The sequence below is a fragment of the Lactiplantibacillus garii genome, assembly GCF_003885105.1.
Taxonomy (GTDB): domain Bacteria; phylum Bacillota; class Bacilli; order Lactobacillales; family Lactobacillaceae; genus Lactiplantibacillus; species Lactiplantibacillus garii.
Window position 1 is genome coordinate 87,576 of record NZ_QWZQ01000001.1, and the last position, 23,755, is coordinate 111,330.

The 23,755-nt window shown below is 48.1% G+C and carries 26 protein-coding genes and 1 other annotated feature; of the genes, 7 read left to right on the forward strand and 19 right to left on the reverse strand.

The window, feature by feature from the left end:
- Window positions 1-10: 10 nt before the first annotated feature.
- Window positions 11-1,036 (forward strand): class 1b ribonucleoside-diphosphate reductase subunit beta, encoded by a 1,026-nt coding sequence (nrdF, locus tag D1831_RS00425; RefSeq protein WP_125070595.1) that lies wholly within the window; start codon window positions 11-13, stop codon window positions 1,034-1,036.
- Window positions 1,037-1,108: 72 nt separating this feature from the next.
- On the forward strand, window positions 1,109-1,684 hold the full coding sequence (locus D1831_RS00430; protein ID WP_125070597.1) for an LOG family protein: 576 nt from the start codon (window positions 1,109-1,111) through the stop codon (window positions 1,682-1,684).
- A 100-nt stretch (window positions 1,685-1,784) separates the two neighbouring features.
- Here D1831_RS00430 and D1831_RS00435 read toward each other — a convergent pair whose 3' ends face one another.
- Window positions 1,785-2,453, reverse strand: a complete 669-nt coding sequence (locus tag D1831_RS00435; protein WP_125070599.1) for a helix-turn-helix domain-containing protein — start codon at window positions 2,451-2,453, stop codon at window positions 1,785-1,787.
- A gap of 207 nt (window positions 2,454-2,660) precedes the next feature.
- Window positions 2,661-5,279: a bifunctional lysylphosphatidylglycerol flippase/synthetase MprF gene (gene mprF, locus D1831_RS00440; RefSeq protein ID WP_125070601.1), complete on the reverse strand. Its 2,619-nt coding sequence runs from the start codon at window positions 5,277-5,279 to the stop codon at window positions 2,661-2,663.
- Window positions 5,280-5,528: 249 nt separating this feature from the next.
- Here mprF and D1831_RS00445 point away from each other — a divergent pair, with 249 nt between their 5' ends.
- Complete coding sequence (locus D1831_RS00445; RefSeq protein ID WP_125070603.1) at window positions 5,529-6,152, forward strand: sunset domain-containing protein; 624 nt, start codon at window positions 5,529-5,531, stop codon at window positions 6,150-6,152.
- Between the two features lie 11 nt (window positions 6,153-6,163).
- On the forward strand, window positions 6,164-7,141 hold the full coding sequence (locus tag D1831_RS00450; protein WP_125070605.1) for a DNA/RNA non-specific endonuclease: 978 nt from the start codon (window positions 6,164-6,166) through the stop codon (window positions 7,139-7,141).
- 116 nt (window positions 7,142-7,257) lie between these two features.
- On the opposite strand, the gene rplL is transcribed toward D1831_RS00450, so the two are convergent.
- From rplL to D1831_RS00535, 17 genes are all read right to left on the reverse strand, one after another.
- Window positions 7,258-7,626: a 50S ribosomal protein L7/L12 gene (rplL, locus tag D1831_RS00455; protein WP_125070607.1), complete on the reverse strand. Its 369-nt coding sequence runs from the start codon at window positions 7,624-7,626 to the stop codon at window positions 7,258-7,260.
- Window positions 7,627-7,684: 58 nt separating this feature from the next.
- Window positions 7,685-8,188, reverse strand: a complete 504-nt coding sequence (gene rplJ, locus D1831_RS00460) for a 50S ribosomal protein L10 (RefSeq protein ID WP_125070609.1) — start codon at window positions 8,186-8,188, stop codon at window positions 7,685-7,687.
- Window positions 8,189-8,217: 29 nt separating this feature from the next.
- Window positions 8,218-8,332, reverse strand: a sequence feature (ribosomal protein L10 leader region).
- Between the two features lie 56 nt (window positions 8,333-8,388).
- On the reverse strand, window positions 8,389-9,078 hold the full coding sequence (gene rplA, locus D1831_RS00465; RefSeq protein ID WP_125070611.1) for a 50S ribosomal protein L1: 690 nt from the start codon (window positions 9,076-9,078) through the stop codon (window positions 8,389-8,391).
- 100 nt (window positions 9,079-9,178) lie between these two features.
- On the reverse strand, window positions 9,179-9,604 hold the full coding sequence (gene rplK / locus D1831_RS00470) for a 50S ribosomal protein L11 (protein WP_003640942.1): 426 nt from the start codon (window positions 9,602-9,604) through the stop codon (window positions 9,179-9,181).
- Window positions 9,605-9,705: 101 nt separating this feature from the next.
- Complete coding sequence (locus D1831_RS00475) at window positions 9,706-10,584, reverse strand: alpha/beta hydrolase (RefSeq protein ID WP_225422741.1); 879 nt, start codon at window positions 10,582-10,584, stop codon at window positions 9,706-9,708.
- A gap of 48 nt (window positions 10,585-10,632) precedes the next feature.
- The gene (gene nusG, locus D1831_RS00480; protein ID WP_125070614.1) at window positions 10,633-11,181 is read right to left on the reverse strand and encodes a transcription termination/antitermination protein NusG; all 549 of its coding nucleotides are present in this window, start codon (window positions 11,179-11,181) and stop codon (window positions 10,633-10,635) included.
- A 104-nt stretch (window positions 11,182-11,285) separates the two neighbouring features.
- Complete coding sequence (secE, locus tag D1831_RS00485) at window positions 11,286-11,471, reverse strand: preprotein translocase subunit SecE (RefSeq protein ID WP_125070616.1); 186 nt, start codon at window positions 11,469-11,471, stop codon at window positions 11,286-11,288.
- Between the two features lie 11 nt (window positions 11,472-11,482).
- Window positions 11,483-11,632: a 50S ribosomal protein L33 gene (rpmG, locus tag D1831_RS00490; RefSeq protein ID WP_057706903.1), complete on the reverse strand. Its 150-nt coding sequence runs from the start codon at window positions 11,630-11,632 to the stop codon at window positions 11,483-11,485.
- Between the two features lie 61 nt (window positions 11,633-11,693).
- The gene (locus D1831_RS00495) at window positions 11,694-12,257 is read right to left on the reverse strand and encodes a sigma-70 family RNA polymerase sigma factor (protein WP_125070618.1); all 564 of its coding nucleotides are present in this window, start codon (window positions 12,255-12,257) and stop codon (window positions 11,694-11,696) included.
- Between the two features lie 190 nt (window positions 12,258-12,447).
- Window positions 12,448-12,993 (reverse strand): YacP-like NYN domain-containing protein, encoded by a 546-nt coding sequence (locus D1831_RS00500; protein ID WP_125070620.1) that lies wholly within the window; start codon window positions 12,991-12,993, stop codon window positions 12,448-12,450.
- Between the two features lie 3 nt (window positions 12,994-12,996).
- Complete coding sequence (rlmB, locus tag D1831_RS00505; protein WP_179950274.1) at window positions 12,997-13,788, reverse strand: 23S rRNA (guanosine(2251)-2'-O)-methyltransferase RlmB; 792 nt, start codon at window positions 13,786-13,788, stop codon at window positions 12,997-12,999.
- The gene (locus D1831_RS00510; RefSeq protein ID WP_125070624.1) at window positions 13,760-14,170 is read right to left on the reverse strand and encodes a Mini-ribonuclease 3; all 411 of its coding nucleotides are present in this window, start codon (window positions 14,168-14,170) and stop codon (window positions 13,760-13,762) included. The genes rlmB and D1831_RS00510 overlap by 29 nt, the downstream gene beginning before the upstream one ends.
- A gap of 1 nt (window position 14,171) precedes the next feature.
- Window positions 14,172-15,584, reverse strand: coding sequence for a cysteine--tRNA ligase (cysS, locus tag D1831_RS00515; RefSeq protein ID WP_125070626.1), 1,413 nt, complete (start codon window positions 15,582-15,584; stop codon window positions 14,172-14,174).
- 494 nt (window positions 15,585-16,078) lie between these two features.
- Window positions 16,079-17,569 carry a glutamate--tRNA ligase gene (gene gltX, locus D1831_RS00520; protein WP_125070627.1) on the reverse strand — a complete coding sequence of 497 codons (1,491 nt, stop codon included), beginning with the start codon at window positions 17,567-17,569 and terminating at the stop codon, window positions 16,079-16,081.
- A gap of 170 nt (window positions 17,570-17,739) precedes the next feature.
- Window positions 17,740-18,954, reverse strand: coding sequence for a PIN/TRAM domain-containing protein (locus D1831_RS00525; RefSeq protein ID WP_125070629.1), 1,215 nt, complete (start codon window positions 18,952-18,954; stop codon window positions 17,740-17,742).
- A 19-nt stretch (window positions 18,955-18,973) separates the two neighbouring features.
- Window positions 18,974-20,350 (reverse strand): DNA repair protein RadA, encoded by a 1,377-nt coding sequence (radA, locus tag D1831_RS00530; RefSeq protein WP_125070631.1) that lies wholly within the window; start codon window positions 20,348-20,350, stop codon window positions 18,974-18,976.
- Between the two features lie 118 nt (window positions 20,351-20,468).
- Window positions 20,469-21,005 (reverse strand): dCTP deaminase/dUTPase family protein, encoded by a 537-nt coding sequence (locus tag D1831_RS00535; protein WP_125070633.1) that lies wholly within the window; start codon window positions 21,003-21,005, stop codon window positions 20,469-20,471.
- A gap of 134 nt (window positions 21,006-21,139) precedes the next feature.
- On the opposite strand from D1831_RS00535, the gene D1831_RS00540 reads away from it, so the two are divergent.
- From D1831_RS00540 to D1831_RS00550, 3 genes are all read left to right on the forward strand, one after another.
- Window positions 21,140-21,424 carry a GNAT family N-acetyltransferase gene (locus D1831_RS00540; RefSeq protein ID WP_125070635.1) on the forward strand — a complete coding sequence of 95 codons (285 nt, stop codon included), beginning with the start codon at window positions 21,140-21,142 and terminating at the stop codon, window positions 21,422-21,424.
- A 20-nt stretch (window positions 21,425-21,444) separates the two neighbouring features.
- Window positions 21,445-22,131, forward strand: coding sequence for a ribose-5-phosphate isomerase RpiA (gene rpiA, locus D1831_RS00545; protein WP_125070637.1), 687 nt, complete (start codon window positions 21,445-21,447; stop codon window positions 22,129-22,131).
- A gap of 76 nt (window positions 22,132-22,207) precedes the next feature.
- A complete protein-coding gene (locus D1831_RS00550) occupies window positions 22,208-23,539 on the forward strand; it encodes a C1 family peptidase (RefSeq protein WP_125070639.1) in 1,332 nt (443 codons plus the stop codon).
- The last annotated feature ends 216 nt before the right edge of the window (window positions 23,540-23,755 follow it).

Consider the following 23,755-nt stretch of genomic DNA (forward strand, 5'->3'; position numbering starts at 1 on the left):
ATATCAAACGATGGCAACAGACTTGGCTTACTACCAAAAATTGCTCAGTAATGGTAACTACAAAGCTATCAACTGGGATCAGGTTTCAGACGCAATCGATAAAAGCACTTGGGAAAAATTAACTGAACAATTCTGGCTAGACACCCGGATTCCGGTTTCTAACGACATGGCCGACTGGCGGAACTTAGACGATGACCACCGTTGGGTCGTCGGTCACGTTTTTGGCGGGCTAACTTTGCTCGACACCTTACAGTCTCAGGATGGTTTACAATCGCTCCGGCGACACGTGCTGACTTCCCACGAAACGGCCGTTTTAAACAATATCCAATTCATGGAATCAGTTCACGCCAAAAGTTACTCAACGATTTTTGAAACGCTGAACACGCCGGACGAAATTAACGAAATTTTTGACTGGAGCGACAGTGAAGAGTACCTGCAAAATAAGGCACAGTGGATCTACAAGATCTACGATAACGTTGACGAAGACCCCCTGAAGCAAAAGGTGGCTAACGTGTTCCTAGAAACGTTCCTGTTCTATTCTGGGTTCTACACCCCGCTCTACTATTTGGGTCACAACCAGTTACCAAACGTCGCCGAAATCATTAAGCTGATTTTACGGGACGAAAGTGTCCACGGCACCTACATCGGTTACAAGTTCCAGTTAGGCTTTAAGGAACGTAGTGAAAAACAACAGGCCGAATTTAAGGACTGGATGTTTGACTTCCTCTACAAGCTCTACGAAAACGAAGAAAACTACGTCCACTTAGTTTACGACCAAGTGGGCTGGTCCGACGAAGTGTTGACCTTCAGTCGTTACAACGCGAACAAGGCGTTGATGAACTTGGGCCAAGACGCCCTCTTCCCGGACACCGCGGAAGACGTTAACCCGGTCGTCATGAACGGGATTTCAACCGGGACCTCCAACCACGACTTCTTCTCACAAGTAGGAAATGGTTACCGTCTGGGCCAAGTTGAAGCAATGCAGGATACCGATTACGACATTGGCGAACCCGATGACGAACGGGACCGCGATTAACTTTTAGTCAAAAAATGCGGCGCCACGCGTGGGCCGCATTTTTAATTACAGTTTTTTATTGGAGGAACAGGCATGGCAATTCATAACGTTTGTGTTTTTTGCGGGTCCAATTCCGGATTAGACCCTAAGTTTGCGGCTAAAACGGTCGCCCTCGGCAAGTACTTGGCCGACAACGATTACCAATTAGTTTACGGTGGCGGCGATCACGGGTTAATGGGGAAAGTCGCCACGGCAACGCTCGCAAACCACGGTCGGGTCATCGGCATTATCCCGCACTTCTTAGTTGAACGCGGACTCGCCCTCAAAGACGTGACCACCTTTGTCGAAACTAAAACGATGACCGAACGTAAAGAAAAAATGTTACACCTAGCGGACGCTTTCATCGTCTTACCCGGTGGCTTTGGGACCTTTGAAGAATTCCTTCAAATGTTATCCTGGAGTCAGATGGACATTCACCAAAAACCAATCGCGCTCTACAACGTTGACGGTTTTTACGACGACCTGGTCGCCATGCTCAAAAAGAGTACGACCATGGGCTTCGCTCCAACCGCAAACATGGACCTCTTCATCGACGGTCACGACCTTGACGAGATTTTCACCGGGTTCCAAAACTTTAAACACGTGTTACCACCCAAATATACGAACTAAATTGCAGATCACGCATGCTTAATTAAAATCAGCGGGCTACTCATTAAGAGTGACCCGCTGATTTTAGTTGACGATACTAAATTCAAACAAAATCTTGGCGTTAGTCCCAGAACTTCCAGCTCGCTCGGGGGCCGTCCTGACGGAAGTGGTACTTTAAATAAACGTTGCCGGCCTGCTCACGCATGACGCCGGGAATTTGCTTGCGCGTCACTAACCGAATCCCACTAACCGACGCTCCCCGGTGCTGAACGAGCGCCCAGCGGTACTTGGTGCCGTGCTGTCCCGTCGTTAGTTTTAACCAGCTCCCCGCACCAAACGGGTCATCCGCCACGAAGGCGTCCACCGTCTGAGTTGTTTGGCTAGCAGGTAACACGGCGTAACCCCGCTTAGTGGTTAAAAACGGGTTGTAGCGGTCAACCAAGCTGTTTTGGTAGCGGTGACCCCAACTCAACAATCCCAGCCCCCCGCTAATTAATAGAATGACGCAAATTAGGCCCACCAACCACCGCTGATAACGCCGTTTTAAGCGGACGTCCCGGCTAATTTGTTGTACGACCGGTGCTACCGTGACCCGCTTTGCCTTCAGCAACGTGTCTAGTGAAACTGCCAAGTGGTCACTTAACGCCACTAGCGTATCTAAATTGGGGTAGGTACTCCCATTTTCCCACCGTGAAACGGTCTGCCGGGTCACGTGCAATTGGTCAGCCAGGGATTGTTGCGTCCAGCCCCGGGCCTCCCGCTCCCGTTTTAACTGCGTTCCTAAATCCATCTGATCAAATCCTTTCCACCCTTCCAGCATGCAACCCTACGCCCGCTTTGTCGAGCAACTCCCCCGTTACATCCCGTCACGACGGACGTTACAATGCCAAAAAACGGGGCTGTGACAAAAGCCACAGCCCCGTTTTCATCTCCAAATAATTATGCGCTAAAAGTCAGCGGGCTCCGCTTAACCGACTTTTGGCACACCCTGGCCGCATTAATGCCGTGAATTATTTTGTAGCCGCTTCGGTACTAGGAACGTGTGGTGACCCCTGCGCTTATTGACCCGCGTGTTAACCACTTGTAAGAGTTGCAGGATCGTAAAGATCAGTGAATTCCGTTTGCGGTACGCAATGTATTTCGGTTCCCATTCGGTCACGTATTTTTCCTTATACGACCGCAAGCCTTGAAAACCATACAGCTGATACCCGTACTCGTAAATCAAGTGGGCAATTTTTTCCTGGATAAAACTGTAACGCGAGACCCCCACCCCGGATAACGGGGCCATTCCCATGTTAAAGGTTGCAAAACCCTGATCACGGGCCTGTTCAAACAGGTGCACAAAGACTGTATCCATGATCCCAGACGGGGCGTCCGCACTCGACCGCATTAAGTCGATCGACGTCACCTGGTCATTCCCCTGGGGCATAATGTTAGCAAACGCCACGATCTTGTGTTCGGGACTGTATACGACCGCAATTGGGGCCTGATTGAGGTACGTTTCGTCAAAGAATCCTAGGGAAAAGCCCTTTTCGGTTTCCCCAGCGAGCCAACTATCCGAAACGGCTTTGAGTTCGCGCATCGTTTCCGCGGTAAACGGTGGTTGTAACAATTCAAACTGGTAGTTATCCCGCTTAAACTTATTCATCAAGGCCCGCTCACCGCGTAGGCGTTTACCAGCCAAGCTAAAATCAGCTAACTTAACGTGGCCCTCCTCACCCGTTTTGATGAAGTCAAAGCCCATTTCGTGCAAGCGCATCGTTAAGCTTTCACTAATTTCGTAAAAGACCAGTGAGCAGCCGTCGCTATCGGCATCGTCCATCAGTTGTTCCAACCCGGCTTGGAGTTGATCCTGGTTGCCGAACGGTTCTCCCATAATGATCAGTTTATCCGCCTTTTTTTGGTATAAAAAGATCAACTGGTCCTCACCAGCCACTTGGTAATAGTAGGCTAGCTTATCATTTAAATAGGCCAAATGTGAAATTTCATTGCCACCATACGTGTCAATGACGTGCTTGACTCGTTGAGCATCCATCGTTTGACCAATTCGAGCGTTATGACCGGCCGCAAAGTAGCGGTACATTAAAATCAAAATCATGGCCGCTAAAACCAGCCCAATGACCCCGAAAACCCACAGCTTTTGCGACGGGAAGAACAGGGCCTCCGGAACCGCGTGGCGGTGGTGAATCTGGGGAGCGTTATAGACCCCAACGATCGTGTACAGAATAAAGGTGATCACGTACACGCAACCGACCCACAGCGTTTGTCCCCACGAAAATGACAAGTGTTCCCGGTAATAGGCCCGCCTGGACAGGACAACTAGTGCCAGGATCACCACTAGGAAAATAATGAATTTCATTGAAATTGCGTCGTAAACTACCAACCAGCGAATGGTGTTCAAAATGGCCACGAGTAAAACGACCACGGTCGGCCAAAACGCCTTTTTGACCCGCCCAGCGGTTCCTAAGGCCACCCCAATCAGTAGAAAGGCCATCACAATACTGCTGGCCTGGTTAATGAAGAAAAAAGTGTACGGGTAGAATTGCAGAAACAGTTTATTGTTGTACGCAAAGTTCGGCACCGTCGACATCAGTAACATCAAGAAGCCCGACGCGTACAAAAAGACCGTTAACGCCATCTGTGCGAAGCGTTGTAATGCAACCTTGGGGATGCCTTCCAAATGTTCGTTAAACCGGTGACCGGTATCGTGTACGAACAACGCCAACCCAATCGCAAACGGGATGATATAGTAGAATAATCGGTAAAACAGGAGCCACGCCACCGCGTCCGGTCGCGAAACTCCGACCGCGCCCAGTCCAAAGATCATGAACACGTCAAAGGACCCAATTCCTCCGGGGACCATCGAAACCTCCCCGACAACCGAGGCAATCACAAACAACGGTACGACGGCGGCAAAGTCGATCGGTAAGTGCATAAAGTTCCCAATCAGTAAGAAAAACAGGACACACCCGGTCCACTCACCAAATGACCCACTCAGCAACCGGACCACGTTGCCCATGGTCAACCCATCGAAAAATTCCGAGTCGTTAACGCGGGTAAAAATGAAGATGGCCGGGAAGTACAGCGCCCCACCGACTAACCAGATCCAGTAACTACCGTACACGTTCCCGATGCCAAAACCGTAGACCAGAACTAACGAGATCATACAGTAAATTGACAGTCCAGAAACTAAAAATAACGCGATTTTCGAAATGGCAAAAACAATTTGCTTCTTCGTTGCCGACTTATTATAAAAATTTGCTCGCAATGAGGCGCCTAAGACCCCACCGAAGCCCCCAATGTTAGTAAACGTATTCGTAATCCACCCGGCTTTAAAAATGTACCCGAGAGAATAGTGATTGGGCAAAAATTTGGTGATCATCACGTCGTACGTCAACATTGGCGTAACCGCAATGATCCCAATGACGACCATGCTGAGGAGGTGCCACCAACTTTGCGAAGCGAGGGCGGTAGCTAATTGTTCCCCACTAACTTCCTTCGCAATTTTGCCGACCTCCGTGATCACAAACAACAGGACGGAAAAAACGAATAGGGCTTTGATCATACCCATCCGTTTATTCAGTACCGCGCCCATTTTCTGTAACGCTGCCTTCAAAGTTAATTCCCCCAATAGTTTAATTGTTCTTATTATCGCAATCTTATCAGATTTATACAACCGTTGACGGGAGTTTTAAAGGGAGCTTAACCAGCAGTGTAATTGACTTTTAATAAACTGACATTATCATCACCACGCTCACGACGGTTCATCACGTCAGTGTTTGTTCATCACAACTAAAAAAGCGCTTTACCCCACTTTTTCCTTCTTATATAATTAAATTAATAATTTACATAGGGGGGAACCACCATGCATGGTCCAAAAAGGATTTTAATGACCCTACTGAGTTTGACGTTACTGGCGGGATGCACGTCAACCACCAGTAAGGGGACGTCAGCCAAGGATACCAGTATCAAGACCACCTACGTTTCGAAACGCACAAAGGCCAACCGTGCCGCCTGGGCGTCCGCTAAGGCGGCTAGTCGGGCCTGTGCCGCGTCCGCTAAGAAACTGGATGAATCAGCAAGCACCCTCGCCAAAGCCGATGATCAGGCTAGCTCACAGGCAGAATCGCTGAGTGACCGGCGCGCCTCGTCAATTGCCGCCGTCAAAGCAGCCTCGTCTTCGGCCGCATCCGTTGCCTTGGCCCAGTCAAAGGCTGCGTCTAAGACCGCTGCCAGCGCCGCAAAAGCTAGTTCAACGGCAGCCAAGCAAGCCGCCGCAACTCAACGCAGTTCCACTAAGACCACCCGGGCTAATAATTTTTCGGGTGACACCAATACGGCCCAAAGTGGCCGCATCGTCGGCAACAGCCGCTCAAAGATCTACCACGTCGAAACCGGGCAGAATTACCGGATGGCGGGTAAAAATGCCGTTTACTTCAATACGGAAGCCCAGGCTCAGGCCGCCGGTTACCGTAAGTCATTACGCTAGGGGGGGCTAATATGGAAATCTTAATGCTGTTAGCACTAATTAGCGCCCTCATCTGGGTTGGCTGGCACGTTACGTTGCCGTCTGAACGTCAGCGCCACCGAAAATTATGGTTGCTTGCCGGACTGTTGCTATTGACGTTAGGGACGTTGGGCGGTTGTGGCAGTCCCACTTCTACCAAAACGCAAACCAGGCACGTGACCAAGACCCACTGGGTCACGCCCACCAACGACCACGAGTTGGCTTCTTTAAAATCTGCCAACTCCAGTTCCATGAGCAGTTTAAAGGCGGCAGCGACCAGCTTAGCTAAGCACCAAAAAAAGGTTGATCAATTAAAGGCTAAAAATCAAGCCGCGGGGGCAACCAAGCCAACTGCGGCCACGACCGTTAAAACGGGTAGTAATCCAAGCAACGCAGCGTTAGCTGATAAAACGTATGCGGGCCAACAAACCGTGGCCGTTAACCATAACCAACCGGCGTTTAGTCGGAGTGACCTCGGTACGGGTCACGGGGCTTGGCAAAAATACGGCGCTCTCGATAACTTAAACCGGGCGACGGGCGCCGACGCCCTCCTCAACCAGTCGTTAATGCCCACAACCAAGCGGGAAGCTCTCAACGTGGACCCCACCGGCTGGCATAATAAACGAATCAGCAGCGGTTGGCTCTATAACCGCAGCCACCTGATTGGTTACCAACTAACCGGTCAAAATAACAACTGGAAAAATTTGATCACTGGAACCCGAAGCCTTAACGATCCGGAAATGGTCACCTACGAAAACCAAGTGGCCGATTACCTCAAGGAAAACCCTAAGCACTACGTTCGCTATCAAGTTAAACCAATTTTTAAGGGTAACGAACTGTTAGCCCGGGGCGTTCAAATGCGGGGCCAATCCATCGGCGACAACCGCGTTAGTTTCAACGTTTATATTTTTAACGTTCAACCAGGCGTTACTTTGAATTACAAAACTGGAACCAGTCGCATTAGCAATTAATCGCAAAATAGCCATTGAAGCGGTTGAAGTCCGGGTTCAATGGCTATTTTTTCGCAAAAAAAAGCGCACTCACCGAAGTGAGTGCGTTTTTAGATGTCGTTCCTTTAAGTAAGAAATTACTTAAGGGTAACCACACCACCAACTTCTTCAAGTTTAGCCTTGATATCGTTGGCTTCGTCTTCTGAAACGCCTTCCTTAACAACTGAAGGTACGTTGTCAACAAGACCCTTAGCGTCTTTCAAGCCAAGACCAGTGATGTCACGAACGGCCTTAATAGCCTTAACCTTTTGGTCGCCAGATTCAGTTAATTCAACATCGTATGAATCCTTAGCAGCGGCAGCGTCGCCACCAGCAGCGCCGGCTACGGCAACTGGAGCTGAAGCTGAGACATCGAATTCGTCTTCGATAGCCTTAACTAAGTCGTTTAAATCTGAAATTGAAGCTTCTTTTAATGAGTCGATAATAGCATCTTTATCAAAAGCCATTTTGTGTTCCTCCATTTTGTATGAACTTATATTAGTTTTATTTTTTTACACCGACAGCCTAAGCTGCGTCTTCGTCGCCTTTTTCAGCAACCGCCTTAACAGCGTATGCAACGTTACGAACAGGTGCTTGTAACAAGTTGGCAATAGTAGCCAATAATTCTTCGCGTGATGGCATCGTAGCGTATTCTTGAACAGTTTCAAGACTAGCAACTTTACCTTCGATAACGCCACCCTTAAGTTGTAAGGCATCGGCAGTTTTGGCGAAGTTAGCCAAGATTTTAGCAGGAGCAACTGGGTCTTCATCAGAGAAGGCAACGGCAGTAGGACCAGCAAAAACGGGCTTTAAGTCGTCGTAACCAGCTTTTTCAGCGGCACGCACCATGATCTTGTTCTTGATAACGCGCATCTTAACACCGGCTTCACGTAATTGCTTACGTAAATCAGTTACTTGTTCAACAGTTAAACCACGGTAGTCAACCACAACGGCTGAAACGGCGTTCTTTAATTGTTCCGTAACTTCTTCGACTTCTTTTGCTTTAACAGCAATCGTTTCTTTACTCAACAGATTCACCTCCCAGAATTTTGGTTCAGGGATTTATAAAAAAATCCCTATGTCCACCAAGACATAGAGAAAAAACAATGTCCTCGGCAGGTAGATTAAGGCCAATGTGGCCGCCTGAGTCTTAGGTAGAGATATTACTTAACCTCTAGTAATCTATCACAGATCACCTACGGGGTCAATTGTTTTCAGAAAATTAATCCTTAAAATGATGCTAAGTCAACCCGTACCGCTGGGGTAAAGGTTGAAGTAACAACCAAGTTTTGGATGAAAGTCCCACGTACTGAGGCTGGACGAGCTTTAACGATGACGTCTTCAATGGTCTTGAAGTTGCCAACTAACTTGTCAGTATCAAATGATACCTTGCCAACAGGAACGTGAACGTTACCGTCACGATCAGTCCGGTAAGTAACCTTACCAGCTTTTGAATCATTAACAGCCTTAGCAACGTCCATCGTAACCGTACCAGTCTTAGGGTTAGGCATTAACCCCTTAGGACCAAGCACCCGACCTAAACGACCAACTTGGGCCATCATGTCTGGCGTTGCGATTGCGACGTCAAAGTCTAACCAACCGTCTTGGATCTTCTGAACTAAGTCAGCTTCACCAACAAAGTCAGCACCGGCTTCTTCAGCTTCTTTAGCCTTGTCACCCTTAGCAAAAACGATAACCGTTTGATCTTTACCAGTACCGTTAGGAAGGACAACCGCGCCACGAAGTTGTTGGTCGGCTTGCTTTGTATCAACGTTTAATTTGAACGCAACTTCAACGGTTGCATCAAACTTTGCGAAATCCATTTTTTTGACCAAGTCTACCGCTTCCGTTACATCGTAAGCTTTGTCACGATCAACGAGCTTAGCGGCGTCTTGGTATTGTTTACTTTTCTTTGCCATCTAAGTGTTTTCCTCCTTGCAAATGTGGTTCAAACGGAGATTTCCTCCCACTTGACACATTCATTTTGATGAAGTGTCCGACGTACTCATCAGTATTGAATTAGCCTTCGACAGTGAATCCCATACTACGAGCAGTACCTTCGATCATGCGCATAGCTGCTTCAACGTCAGCTGCGTTTAGATCTTGCATTTTAGTTTCGGCGATTTGCTTAACTTGATCTTTGGTTACAGTTGCAACCTTCTTCGTGTTAGGTTCACCGGAACCACTTTCAACACCGGCAGCTTTCTTTAAAAGAACGGCAGCAGGTGGGGTCTTAGTGATGAAGTCGAATGAACGATCTTCGTACACCGTGATCACAACGGGGATGATCATACCTGCTTGATCAGCAGTACGAGCATTAAAGTCCTTTGTGAATCCCATGATATTGATACCTGCTTGACCTAAAGCTGGGCCAACTGGCGGAGCAGGTGTTGCTTTGCCCGCAGGAATTTGTAATTTAACAACGTTAGCTACTTTTTTAGCCACGAGACATTCCTCCTTAGTCCGTGATGTGGTAAATGGAGCTGAGTTTTTGCTCCTCCCACGTAAACGTGCATACGTGACGCACAAATGACATTGTAGCATATCTATTTTTGACCAGCAACCATTTTTGTGGAATCCGGGTACAAGAATTGAACGATTTGGCGATCCACCGCGTAGTTTTCGTGTAACCGGGAATGCCGGGCGTTTTTTCCGTGGACCACGAATTCCTGGTACTGATCAATGGCCGGTCGCAGTAAAAAGCGCAGGGACAACGCACTGTTAAGGGCGACCGCCCCGTCACTTTGCGCCGCATCACCAATGTTACCGGCGATGTTTAAATAAGAAATCGTATTGGGTAACCGTTGCAACGTCCGTAAAAAATAATTATACACGGGCGTCGTCTGCGCCGGTCCGTCCTTCGTTAACGGATGGTTTTCAATCGGGTAGGTATTCTGACCCACTTCACTATCGTTAAAGGGGGCCCCAATCGTCACGACCTTGCGTACTTCCGGTAAATTGACCAGTTTAGCCGCGGTAGTCAGGTACTGGAACAGGACCACCCCACCCATCGAATGAGCAACTAAGTTAATCGTTTGAACGTGTTCGTGGGCAATCAGGTACTGCACTACGGCTAAAATACCGTTAGCCTGTTGGCGCACCGCGACCCGCGGCGTAGCAAAAATAACTTGGACCATTGGACGATACGGGTCCAAGTGACCGGTCACGTGCGGCTGATTATGCCGATCAACCATGACCACCAGCGATTTATTCGCAATGCCACCGGTCACAAACCGTTGCAGCATCCCGCCAAACGAGAACCGGTTTCCGGCATACCCTGGAATAAATAGTGTGACCGCACCGTCATCCGCGCAAGTCGCTTCCGGAACGTGTTTTAAGTGTTGGGGCCGGCCGTACTGCCAAAACTTGACCCCGATACGTGCCAGAATTCCAAGAATCAAAACGCCGATGATGATTAAAATCATTTCTGCCAAGGTGGCCCACCAGCTTACTTAATAGTTTTGTCCGACAACCTACTTAATTTCATCAACTTGGTCAAAGTCTAATTCGGTACTAGTTTCGCGACCGAACATGTTGATGTTGACCTTTAACTTCATCTTTTCGTTGTCGATTTCCGTGATTTCACCAGAAAGACCGGAGAACGCCCCGTCAATGATGGTAACCTGTTCGCCAACTTCGACGTTTAATTCAGCGTGCCGGGCACTCATCCCTAATTGATGCAGAATTTGTTCCGCTTCTTCTGGCAACAACGGCGTTGGTTTACTCCCTTGGCCGTGAGACCCTAAGAAACCGGTAACGCCGGGCGTGTTCCGCACAATGTACCAAGCTTGGTCGGTCATGACCATTTCAACTAACACGTAGCCGGGGAAAACTTTCTTCATTTCAACTTTATCTTTCCCATTTTTAACTTCGTGGGCTTCTTCTTCAGGAACGACCACGCGGAAAATATTGTCTTCCATGCCCATTGACTGGACCCGGGATTCCAAGTTAGAACTAACTTTGTTTTCGTAACCAGCGTAAGTATGTAAGACATACCACTTTTTTTCTACAGATTCGACCATGATTGAACTCCTTTAACCTTGTTTTGGGTAAAATAAAAAAACCTCGTCAAGACGAAGTTTTCTCTCAATAAATCCATTATACCAAATTGCCGACTAAAAAACCATTAATGTAATGTGGTCAGCGTCTGCAATAAGAGTTGAATGATCCAATCAAACAAAGCGAAGAACGCCACGAAGAACAGGGACGTTGAAATAACCGTCCACGAGTCCCGCCGGTTTTCCCGCCAAGTTGGCCAGGTCACTTTTTTCATTTCATGGCCAACTTGACCAAAGAATTTAAACAAGCGCATGCTTTAACCCCCTACCGCGTTTCACGATGAAGTGTATGTTTTCCACAATATTTACAAAATTTCTTAACTTCTAAGCGGTTAGTCCGATTTGGATTGGCGTCCACCGTGTAGTTTCGCGAACCACAAACGGTACAAGCCAGTGCAACTTTTTTCTGAGCCATCGTCAAAACCTCCATAATAAATCAGGTTTAACAGTAGCATGGAATTTTTCGAATGTCAATTTCACGCCTGACTCCGTAGCAGGAGCCGCAATTTACGCCGGCACCGGTCAGCTGCGTTGGTGACCGGTGCTAGTTCCACTTGCAGCATCGTTGCGATCCCCTGGGGCGTCATCCCCGTTAACATTGCTGCAAAGACCTGCCCCTCAAACTGGGAACAAAGCTGTCCAAACTCACTTAAGCGGTCGTGAACGTAAACCACGTCGACCGCCGACAACGTGGTCACTAACGCGTCACTCAAGACGTCCTCTTCCTCATCGTCTAAGGACAATACTTCCTGTTCGGGACGCCGTTTTTTGGCTTGGGACCGGCGAATCAAATCAATAATCTGGTTATTAAGCAGTAACCGGTAAAACGACCCAAAACTGCAGGGTTGCGCCACGTCGTACTGCTGGGCCGCCCGGTGAATCGCAATCCGGGCTTCCTGTAACCAATCGTCATCATCAAAATTACGAATGAAATACTGGCGCCTTAACTTTAAAACTACTGGCAAATATTGATCAGCTAAACGGATAATACTGTAATCGTCACCTTGTGCTGCCAACGCAATCAATTGCTGCTCGTTCAAATGGCATTCCTCGTTTCTGTAATTTCCAGAAACCGCACCCCAATGAATCTGTAACCCCAATATACAGGGGCTTTTTCAGCAGCACAAGCGAACGAACGTTTTTATTTCATACTAAAAACCAATGTACCAATTAATTAATTTGGTGTTATTAACATGCTCGTTATAACGTGCCGGTTACCACCATATAAGACTATTTATGATGGTGTTTAACGTGGTCGCGTTCCAAACGTTCTCGATACTGGTTCAATTCTGACAATTGATCGGCGTTCCACGGTGATTTGCGCACGGAGCCTAAGTCCTGAGTTCGAACGGCCGCGTGGCGCACTTCCTTTAACGCGTCGTGGACCCGTTTACGGAGCTCTAAGGCCGGCACGCGTAAGGCCCCCTCAGAAAAGATGACCCACTGTTCGGCCTGATCACTAGTAGCGACCGTCACTTGCAAGACCCGTGACTGCTTATCGGCCGCGTACTTTTCAATGTAGCTATCCGCCGTTTGGTCCTTACTTGTCCAGACGATTTCTAAATCAGCCTGCCGGTAGCTTTTGGAATTGCCCGGAACGTACATTGCGTCAAAAATCAGGCTAATATTGAGACCCGTGATTTTTTTATACTCCGTTAAAACGTTGATCAGCTCATCCCGGGCTTCAGGGAGCCGACCAGCCTGTTTTAACCGCGCAAGTTCCGGCCAATTACCAATCATATTATATGCATCTACGATTAATAATTGTTGTTTCATCGTTTATTTTCCAAGTGGGTGCCGGGACGTGAAGCCTTGATAGATCAGTAAGCTGGCTGCCACGCTGGCGTTCAAACTTTGAACGTGCCCAACCATCGGAATTGTCAGCATTTCATCAACGCTCTTCTTCAAGAGCGGCGAAATACCTTTACCTTCGTTCCCAATGATCAAACCAACCGCACCGGATGCGTCCCACTGCCGATAATCGGTCCCGTTCATATCGGTCCCGAAAATCCATAGTCCGGCCGTTTGTAGCTGTTTGACCGTCTGAACTAAGTTAGTGACCCGGGCGACCTTGACGTGTTCGATGGCCCCGGTTGACGTTTTAGCAACCGTACTGGTTAAACCAACCGCCCGGCGTTTGGGAATAATGATTCCGTGAACGCCGGCCGCGTCGGCGGTCCGCATAATTGATCCCAAGTTATGGGGATCTTCAATGTTATCGAGGATCAGGAAAAACGGGGCTTCGTCCTTCTCCTTAGCAACGGCAAATAAGTCGTCAATCGTTGCGTATTCAAAGGCGGCCACCCCGACGGCGACCCCCTGGTGGTTAGCGTTATCGGTCAGCCGGTCGAGTTTTTGTTTCGGGACGTACTGAACAATTAAGTTGCGCTTCTTGGCAATCTTAGCGATATCGTTTAAGACGTCCGCCTGTAACCCACTCTGAATAAAGACCTTATTGATCTGCTGGTCGCTCTTAATAGCGGCCATGGCCGGATGCCGGCCAATCACAAAGTCCCCGGTCTCCTGCGTTTGGTTTCGTTCATTATTTGACACTTGAAATCCTCCCTTCATCAACTTGTTGTATACACCAGTTCGCGAGTTCCGCGATGCGGTCCGTTTGTTTCGTGAGTTGCAAATAACCAAAGACCGCTTCAAACCCGGTTGAGACCCGGTACGTGAGTACGTCGGTATGTTTCGCTGACGTGTGGCTCTTGGCATTACGACCACGTTTAAACACGTCGGTCTCCGTGTCCGTCAACACGTCGTCGGCCTGCATTCGTTCGATCAGCGCGGCCTGCGCCTTAGCTGAAACGTAGTGCGTCGCGTGGTGGTGTAACTTTGTGGGTTTAGTATACCCAATTTCAATCAAATGTTGGCGAATAAACGGTTCGTACACCGCGTCACCGAGGTACGCGAGGGCGATTCCGTTTAATTGCTGATAATCAACTTGCATATTATTCCTTTCTGAACCGAACCCCTTGGGGCGTATCTTCTAAAATAATCCCCTGGGCCTTTAAATCATCACGAATCTGGTCAGCCTTGGCAAAGTCTTTTGCCTTGCGCGCGGCTTGTCGGTCATCGATCAAGGCTTGAATATCCGCGTCCGCCAATTCATTAGCGGGAGCTTCAAGCTTAACCCCGAAGACACTTGCCAGTTCGGCCAACGTCGTCGTTAGCTTCGTTAACGTTTGTTCGTGGACCGTTGTTTGAGCGGCGTAAACGTTGGCCAACTTAGCAAGTTCGTACACGGCGGCAATCCCATTTTGCACGTTAAAATCGTCGTTCATCGCGTTGACGAAGTTGCCTTTAAGTGCCTGTAACTGCGCTAATACGTCCGCATCGCTCCCCGCTTGAGCATCCGTTAACCGGAAGCTTAAGTTGCGGTACGCGTTTTGCAGTTTGCTTAAGTTATTAGCCGCCTCGTCCAAGTTTCCTTGAGTATACTGGATTGGTCGCCGGTACTGGGTCGTTGCCATGAAGAAACGGAGGACCTGGGGATCGATTTTTTTAATAATATCATGAACGGTCACAAAGTTGCCGAGTGACTTGCTCATTTTTTCGTTGTCGTCCCCAACGGTTACAAAGCCGTTGTGCAACCAGTAGTTGGCAAATTTCTGACCGGTCTTGGCCTCACTTTGCGCAATCTCGTTTTCGTGGTGTGGAAACTCCAAGTCCTGACCACCACCATGAATATCAAAGGTATCACCCAGGTACTTCGTCGACATGACGGAGCATTCAATGTGCCAACCCGGACGTCCGGCACCCCACGGGGAGTCCCAGGAAATTTCTCCCGGCTTGGCGGCTTTCCAGAGGGCAAAATCAATTGGATCTTCCTTACGGTCGGTTTCCTCGTCGGCAGTGTGCTGACTAGCCCCGACTTCCAAGTCGTCAATTCGTTGATCAGACAATTGCCCGTACTTCTTGAATTTCCGGGCGCGGTAGTACACGTCGCCGGCGGATTCATAGGCGTAGCCCTTATCAATTAGCACTTTCACAAAATCAATAATTTCCGGAATGTTTTCCGACGCGCGCGGGTGAGCGGTAGCTGGTTCAATGTTAACCGCGGCGGTGTCTTCCATAAAGGCCTTAATAAAGCGGTCGGCTACCTTGGGCACCGTGGTATGGTCCGCGGCGGCGCGCTTAATCAACTTGTCATCTACGTCGGTAAAGTTAGAAACGTAATCGACGTGGTAGCCTAAATATTCAAAGTAGCGCCGAATCGTATCAAACGCAATGGCGGAACGGGCATTCCCGATATGAATGTAGTTATAGACGGTCGGTCCACAAACGTACATTTTAACAACTCCGGGAGTCAGTGGTTTGAACGGTTCCTTTTGACGCGTTAGCGTATTAAAAACATTTAACATGCAGTGGCACTCCTTTCCATTTCACAATTGCTTTGTTGCTAGTTTACCATGTTCTACCCACGGGTGAAATTGGGACCCGGTTGGTTCACACTTTAAAATTTACTAATAATTGGCCAGATCACTTAAATCTGTCGCAATTAATCAACCTTAAAATCAACCTTAAACTAAACGGCGTGGATGGATTTTAAATCAGTGCGACTTGTCGCCTTTCAGCGCCAATCAAGCGACGGCATCATTCCACTCGTCAGACTATTGCGGCTCATTTTTCCGTGGGTCGTAATAAAAAACGCCTCCGCACCACGGAAAATCCGTAATGCAAAAGACGTTTAACGCGTGCTTCCACTCTTGCTTCGCCGGTCAAGCCGGCCTCATGATGGGATAACGACCACCCGGCTGCTTTCGTGATAATCGCACTTCAATTTGTAACGGTACGACTTTGCAGTAACCGTCGCTCCCTAAAAGCCGTTCACAAACTTACTCTTATTATCAAACAGTTATTTGGCGAGTTCCGCGATCATGGCATCGAGGTGCTTCATCGTGGTTTCGCGACCTAATAATTCGATGGTTTCTGGTAATTCTGGCCCGTGCATTTCGTGGGAAACGGCAATCCGAATCGGCATATAAAGTTGACGACCCTTGATCTTAGTATCCTTTTGAATGCTCTTGATAGTCTTTTGAATGGCGGTTGCTTCAAAGACGTCAATGTCTTCGATCCGTTGACGGAATTCTTTCAACACAACCGGTGCCGTTTCGTTATCAAGTTCCGCTTTAGCTTCATCGTTGATGTCGGCCGGACCATTGAAGAACAGGTCGGCTAAGTCCACGATTTGGCCGGTGTAACTCATTTGGTTCTTGTAAAGTGAAACTAACGTCCGGGTCCATTCAATCTGACTCATGTCGGGACGCTTTGGTAACCGTCCGGCTTTGATGAGTTGACGAATGGACATTGCAAAGACTTCGTTTTCGTCGGCCTTCTTAATGTACTGGTTGTTGACCCATTCAAGCTTTTTACCGTCAAACGAAGCCGGTGACTTGCTCAAACGCTTTTCGTCGTACATTTTAATGAATTCGCGTTTAGTGAACAATTCGTTTTCACCCACTGGGGACCAGCCCAAGAGGATGATGAAGTTCAGCATGGCTTCTGGCAAGTAGCCCAATTCCCGGTATTGTTCGATAAATTGAAGCACGGTTTCATCCCGCTTACTCAATTTCTTACCGGTTTCGGTATTGATGATCAAGCTCATGTGACCAAACTTCGGGGCTTCCCAACCGAAAGCTTCATAAATCATTAATTGCTTAGGCGTGTTGGCAACGTGATCATCACCACGGAAAACGTGGCTAATCTGCATCATGTGGTCGTCAACCACAACGGCAAAGTTGTACGTTGGCATCCCGTCACGTTTTTTAATGACAAAGTCGCCGCCGACCGTCTTGGATTCAAAGGAAACTTTCCCCTTGACCATGTCATCCCAAGCATAAGTTTTACCTTCAGGGACGTGGAAGCGAATAACGGGCTTTAAACCGGCCGCTTTAGCAGCGGCAATCTTGGCCTGCTTTTCTTCTTCCGTCATGCCAGCAAATTCGTAAACGTAGTGTGGCATTTCCTTGTTGGCTTTTTGGGCTTCACGCTGAGCTTTTAATTCGTCTTCCGTCATGTAAGACTCGTAAGCCTTGCCTTCATCGATCAATTGTTGAATCAACGGGTCGTAGATGGACTTCCGTTCGGATTGACGGTAGGGACCGTAGTCGCCACCGATATCCGGACCTTCGTCCCAATCCATGCCTAACCATTTCAGGTTATCCATTTGACTCTTTTCACCGTCAGCGACGTTGCGCTTTAAGTCGGTGTCTTCGATCCGAAGAATAAACTTCCCCTTATTATGCCGGGCAAATAAATAGTTAAACAATGCTGTCCGGGCATTACCAATGTGTAAATGGCCAGTTGGACTTGGTGCGTAACGCACACGAATCTTGCTCTTTGCCAATGTGATTAACGCCTCTTTCATTTTTTTATCACGTCTAGTGACGATACAGAACCGGCGACCACCCTTTTAGAACGGGGCCATCGTCCAGTCCACTTGCTTATTCAGTTTACCATGTTTACCGCTAAAAATTAAGTTCTGGCCTTGATTTCACGACGATAAACTAATCAACGCTAGCGTTTCTTATTATGGTTATTCTCGTTAGCATGGTTGTTACCGTTATTGTGGTTTCCACGGTTATTGTTATGTTTATGACTACCGTTATGGCCACTTTCATTTTCGGTATGGTCCGGGATTCCCCGGTTAGCGTGGGCTAAGCGGGCAAAAATCATTCGTCCGGCGTCGGTTTGCAGCGCACTCGTCACCACCACGTCAACCTTTTCGTTGATGTAAAACTTCCCGTCTTCCACCACGACCATCGTTCCGTCATCCAGGTAACCAACCCCCTGTTGACGTTCACTCCCGTTCTTAACCACCATCACGTTCATTTCTTCACCCGGAATCACACGTGGTTTGAGTGACTTGGCGAGTTGATTGATGTTTAAGACTTGCACGTTTTGAAACTCGATGACTTTATTTAAATTGTAATCGTTAGTCACAATGACCCCGTTGACCTTTTTAGCCAGTTGGATCAACTTACTATCGACTTCCGGAATGTCTTCAAAGTCGCCCTCGTACATTTCCACCGGAATGATGTTTTCGTTTTGTAACTTATTTAAGATGTCCAAACCGCGCCGACCCCGGACCCGTTTAATACTGTCGGCCGAATCCGCGATGTACTGTAATTCGTACAACACAAAGTTCGGAACGAGCAGGGTCCCTTCTAAAAAGCCGGTTTTAACGATATCGTAGATCCGACCGTCAATTAAAATATTAGTATCCAAAATTTTATAGTGGTGGTAGTTTTTATCCGGCTGTGCATCCGTAATTTCCGGATCAGCTTCCTTCTCCCGACGTCGGAAGTTAAAGACCTTACGCCACTCGTCAATCCGCGTCGTCCCTACGCGGGCACCAATGTACCCGAAGAACAACATCAGAATGATTGGGACGACCGTGTTCAATAAAGGTAGCGGACTACGATTGAATAATTGCGAAATCAGAACCGCGATCAGTAACCCAATAATAAAGCCGATACTGCCAAACAACAGTGTCATGGGGTTTTGCTTGGACAGATTTTTTTCAACCCGGTCCACTAACCGCATCGCGGCGTTCGCTAAGAATAGCGACAAAACCCACAGAATCAAAGCACCTAACAAGAAATTCGTTAAAATATTATTTAATAGCGTATTTGGTTGCGACCACAGCGTGTCCCATAAATACGGCAGGTACGTTAACCCTAACGTCCCACCGACAACGATAAACACGAGTCGCACCGTTAACTTTTTCATGGCGACAACCCCTTTTTAATTAATTTGGCTGCTGTAATGCTAACTGGAGGGCTTCCTTCAAAGTGGCCACCCCAATCACGTCAATTCCCTTCGGAATATCCCAGCCTTGCAGATTATTCTTAGGAATAAAGATTCGTTTAAACCCTAATTTAGCCGCTTCACCGACCCGTTGTTCGATCCGGTTGACCCGGCGAATTTCACCGGTCAACCCAACTTCACCCACGAAACAATCCGTTGGGCGGGTCTGCTGGTCCCGGTAGCTCGAAGCCACGCTGACCGCAATGGCCAAGTCAATGGCCGGTTCATCCAACTTAACGCCACCAGCCGCCTTTAAATAGGCATCCTGATTTTGTAACATCAAACTAGCCCGCTTTTCAAGCACCGCCATCAGTAAGGAGACCCGGTTATGGTCCAACCCGCTGGCCGTCCGCTTAGCATTACCAAAAACGGTCGGCGTGACTAACGCCTGAACTTCGACCAAAATTGGCCGGGTCCCTTCCATCGAAACCACGATGGCCGATCCCGTTGCGTCCTTCAAACGTTCTTCCAAAAAGATCTCCGACGGGTTAGCAACTTCGTACAGGCCGCCCGTCCGCATTTCAAAAATCCCTAATTCGTTGGTTGAGCCAAACCGGTTCTTGACCGCCCGTAGAATCCGGTACGTATGGTGCAGGTCCCCCTCAAAGTAGAGCACCGTGTCCACCATGTGTTCCAAAATCTTGGGCCCGGCAATTGCTCCGCCCTTAGTGACGTGTCCAACGATAAAGATCGTAATGCCGTTTGTTTTGGCAATTTGCAACAGTTCCGCGGTAATTTCACGAATCTGAGAAACCGACCCAATGGCAGAATCCACGTCGGGTTCCTGCATTGTTTGTACCGAATCAATGACGACGAACTGGGGTTTCATCGATTCAATGGTCGTGCGAATGTTAGTCATATCGGTTTCCGGGTACAGGTAAAAGTCCTCGCTGTCAACGGCTAACCGGTCCGCCCGCATTTTCACCTGGGAGGCACTTTCTTCACCAGTTACGTATAGAACCGAACCACCGGTTTCTGCTAACTGCCCCGATACTTGCAGGAGCAACGTGGACTTACCAATGCCGGGATCCCCACCAATTAAAACTAGTGAACCCGGCACCACGCCGCCACCCAGGACCCGGTTAAATTCGCGCAACTTAGTCTTGACCCGCGGCGTTTTAGTCAAAGAAACTTCCTTTAACCGTTGGGGCTTAGCCGTTTTCCCGGCAAAGCTCACCCGAGACTTCCGATCGGGCTTTTTATCAAAATGTTCTTCGACCAACGTGTTCCATTCGCCACAGTTAGGACAACGCCCAAGGTAGCGGGGGGTTGAATACCCACAGTTGGAGCAGACAAACTGAGTTTTAACTTTTGCCACTAAAATGGGCCTCCCATCCGTGCACCGTTTTGGCACTTAATCGATATTCAATGTACATCACTTTATTTTACCATTATTAACCATTAAAGCTGGTAAATCGAACTAGTTTAATGGATTTTTATTTATTAGTGGAACCAAAGCCCCCGGAACGGGTCGTCGTAACGTCCGCCTCGTTAGTTGCCGTTAAGTACTGGGTAAAAATCCCCTGTGCGATTCGTTCCCCCTTCTTAATGTGGACGTCCCGAATACCCATGTTAATCAGTTGGACGTAAATGGCCCCTTCATTTTTAGCGTTATTGTAATAATCCGCGTCAATTACCCCGATGCCGTTTGGTAAGATCAGGTTACGTTTAAGCGGGTTACTGGAACGGTTGGCAATCAATAAATATTCACCATCATTCATGTACGACTTAATTCCGGTAGGGACCAACCAGGGCTTTAAAACCTTCGCCGCAGCGTCTAAATCGGCTTCCGAACTGGTTTCACCGTGGTGCATCTGCCACAACACCTTGATGAAGTTCTTTTTCCAAATCGATGGCAGCGTAAAGTCTTCCGCCGCCTCAAAATCGTATCCAGCCGCCTGCTTCGTTGTCCGGTAAGGGACGTGCAAACCTTGGTTAGCATACGCACTGACAATTTCAAATCCTCGGGCCATTCTAATTCCTACTTTCGTCTTTAATTTCGTGTCCCAATTTTACCATACTTTGATTAGTAGATTCGTTGACAAAACGGGCATTTACCGGTTTAATTAGCTTAAGTTATAAAACCCTTTACAAGGTGGTGACAGCAATGGAATTCACGCGTGAACCGCACCGTTTTTTCTTTAACGATGACCAGGGAAAATTAGCTGGTGAAATTACTTTTCCAGCCATCAACGACGACCAAGTTTGGGTCATTGAGCACACCTTTGTTCGTGACGATTTTGGTCACCAGGGCTTAGCTGCCCAACTGACCGAAGCCGTAATCGACGCCGCACGGGCTGAGCACAAACAAATTCAGCCCCTCTGCACTTACGCCAAGGCTTACTTTGATCGTCACCCCGATACACAGGATGTTTTAGTCACTAAGTCTTAATTTAAGGAGCACGGATACTAATGAATCAGCAGGATCAGTTAAAACAACTCGTTGGGCAAAAGGCCGTTGAATATATTCACGATGGCATGCAAGTTGGGCTTGGGACCGGTTCGACCGTGAAATTCATGGTCGACGCCCTCGGTGAACGGGTCAAAAATGAACATTTAAACATTGTCGGCGTTTCGACTTCCGAACGGACCGAAGCACAGGCCAAAAGTTTAGGCATTCCAATGAAGTCGGTTGACGAAGTCGATCACCTTGATCTAACCATCGACGGAGCCGACGAAATTTCCGCAGACTTCCAAGGGGTCAAGGGTGGCGGGGCCGCCCTACTCTTTGAAAAAATCGTTGCCATCAACTCGGACAAGATCATGTGGATCGTTGATGAAAGCAAGATGGTCAAGCAACTCGGCGCGTTCGGGTTACCAGTGGAAGTCATCCCTTACGGCAGTCAGCACGTCTTTGAAAAGATGGCCGCTCGCGGTTACCACCCGGTTTTTCGCAAGGTAAACGGTGAATTTGTCCGGACCGATTCCAACAACATCATTATCGACCTCCACGTTGACCCGATTACCGATCCACACGCGTTAGCCGAAGATTTGATCCACATGGTCGGCGTCGTGGAACACGGGCTGTTTCTTGACATGGTCAATACCGTTATCGTCGGTCACGAAGATGGTCCCGAAGTGATTGAGACCCGCCCATAAATTTAAACGACCGCATGGCTTGTCGGTGCCCGCATAAACCGATACAATTAGAATAAGATTAAAGGAGCGTGATTTTTTGAGTAAAGAAATTAGCATGAATCAAATCGCCAATTTTCAAGCCGATTTAGATCAACGTGCCGATGCCAAAGTCATCGAACGTAGTGTCACGAAAAACGGAATCTTGGCCAGCAGCCAGGATATCCAGGCCATGAGCCAAACGACCCCGGTCTTTTCCATTGATTTGGACACCGGTGACGTCGCTAACCAAAAACAAAGTGGGCGTTGCTGGATGTTCGCCGCTTTAAACACGATGCGTCACGATTTAGCCGTAAAGTTCAACTTAAAGCACTTTGAACTTTCCCAGAACTACACTTTCTTCTGGGATAAATTCGAAAAAGCCAACTACTTCTACGAAAACGTCTTAGCGACCGCTGACCAGCCAACCAGCAGCCGCAAAGTAGCTTGGTTAATGACCACACCCCAACAAGATGGTGGTCAATGGGACATGTTAGTCGCCATCATTCAGAAGTACGGGATCGTTCCTAAGAGTGTCATGCCCGAAACTTATAACAGTTCCAAGTCCGCTGAAATCAACGCCACTTTGAACTTAAAGCTCCGCAAAGACGCCGTTGAATTACGTGAATTAGTTGCCGCTGGGACTAGTGCCGACGCCATCCAAGACCGTAAGGAAAAGATGCTAAACGAAGTCTACCGGATGTTAGCCTACGCTTTTGGCGAACCCGTAACTGAATTTGACTGGGAATACCGTGATGACAACAAGCAATACCACATCGACCAAAAGCTGACGCCGCAAAGCTTCTTTAAGAAGTACGTTGGTTGGAACTTGGACGATTACGTTTCAATCATCAACGCCCCAACCGCTGACAAACCTTACAACCACACCTACACGATTGAAATGTTAGGCAACGTTTTAGGTGGCCGGGAAGTTAAACATTTAAACGTTTCAATGGCCGATTTTAAGCAACTCGCCATCAAGCAACTCGAAGCTGGTCAAAGTGTCTGGTTCGGTTGTGATGTTGGTAAGTCCTCCGACCGGCAAAAGGGCGTTATGGCTATGGACGTTTATAACCAAGACGAACTGTTTGACGTAGACTTGGCCATGTCCAAAGCGGAACGCTTAGACTACGGTCAAAGTTTAATGACCCACGCCATGGTACTAACTGGTGTTGACTTAGTTGACGGCCAACCAACCAAGTGGAAGGTTGAAAACAGCTGGGGTGACAAAGTTGGGACTAAGGGCTTCTTCGTTATGAGTGACGCTTGGATGGACGAATACTGCTACCAAGTTGTTGTTAACAAACAGTTCTTACCTGACGAACTCAAAAAGGCCCAAGCCGAAGAACCAACCGTGCTCGCACCTTGGGACCCAATGGGTGCTTTAGCTTAATTAACTTAACAAGTTAAATTTAAATCCCCAACCGGTAATTAAACTGGTTGGGGATTTTTCTATACCCAAACACACGCTAATAATAAGCTCTAGTTAGTCCTAACGATTCAGCATTGACACTAACGTGCGGCCCACCACCACGCTTCGGCCAATTCCGTGCCTTGCTCAACCATTTGATCCTAAGTCACAAAAAAAGACACCACAACTCGGTTGCGA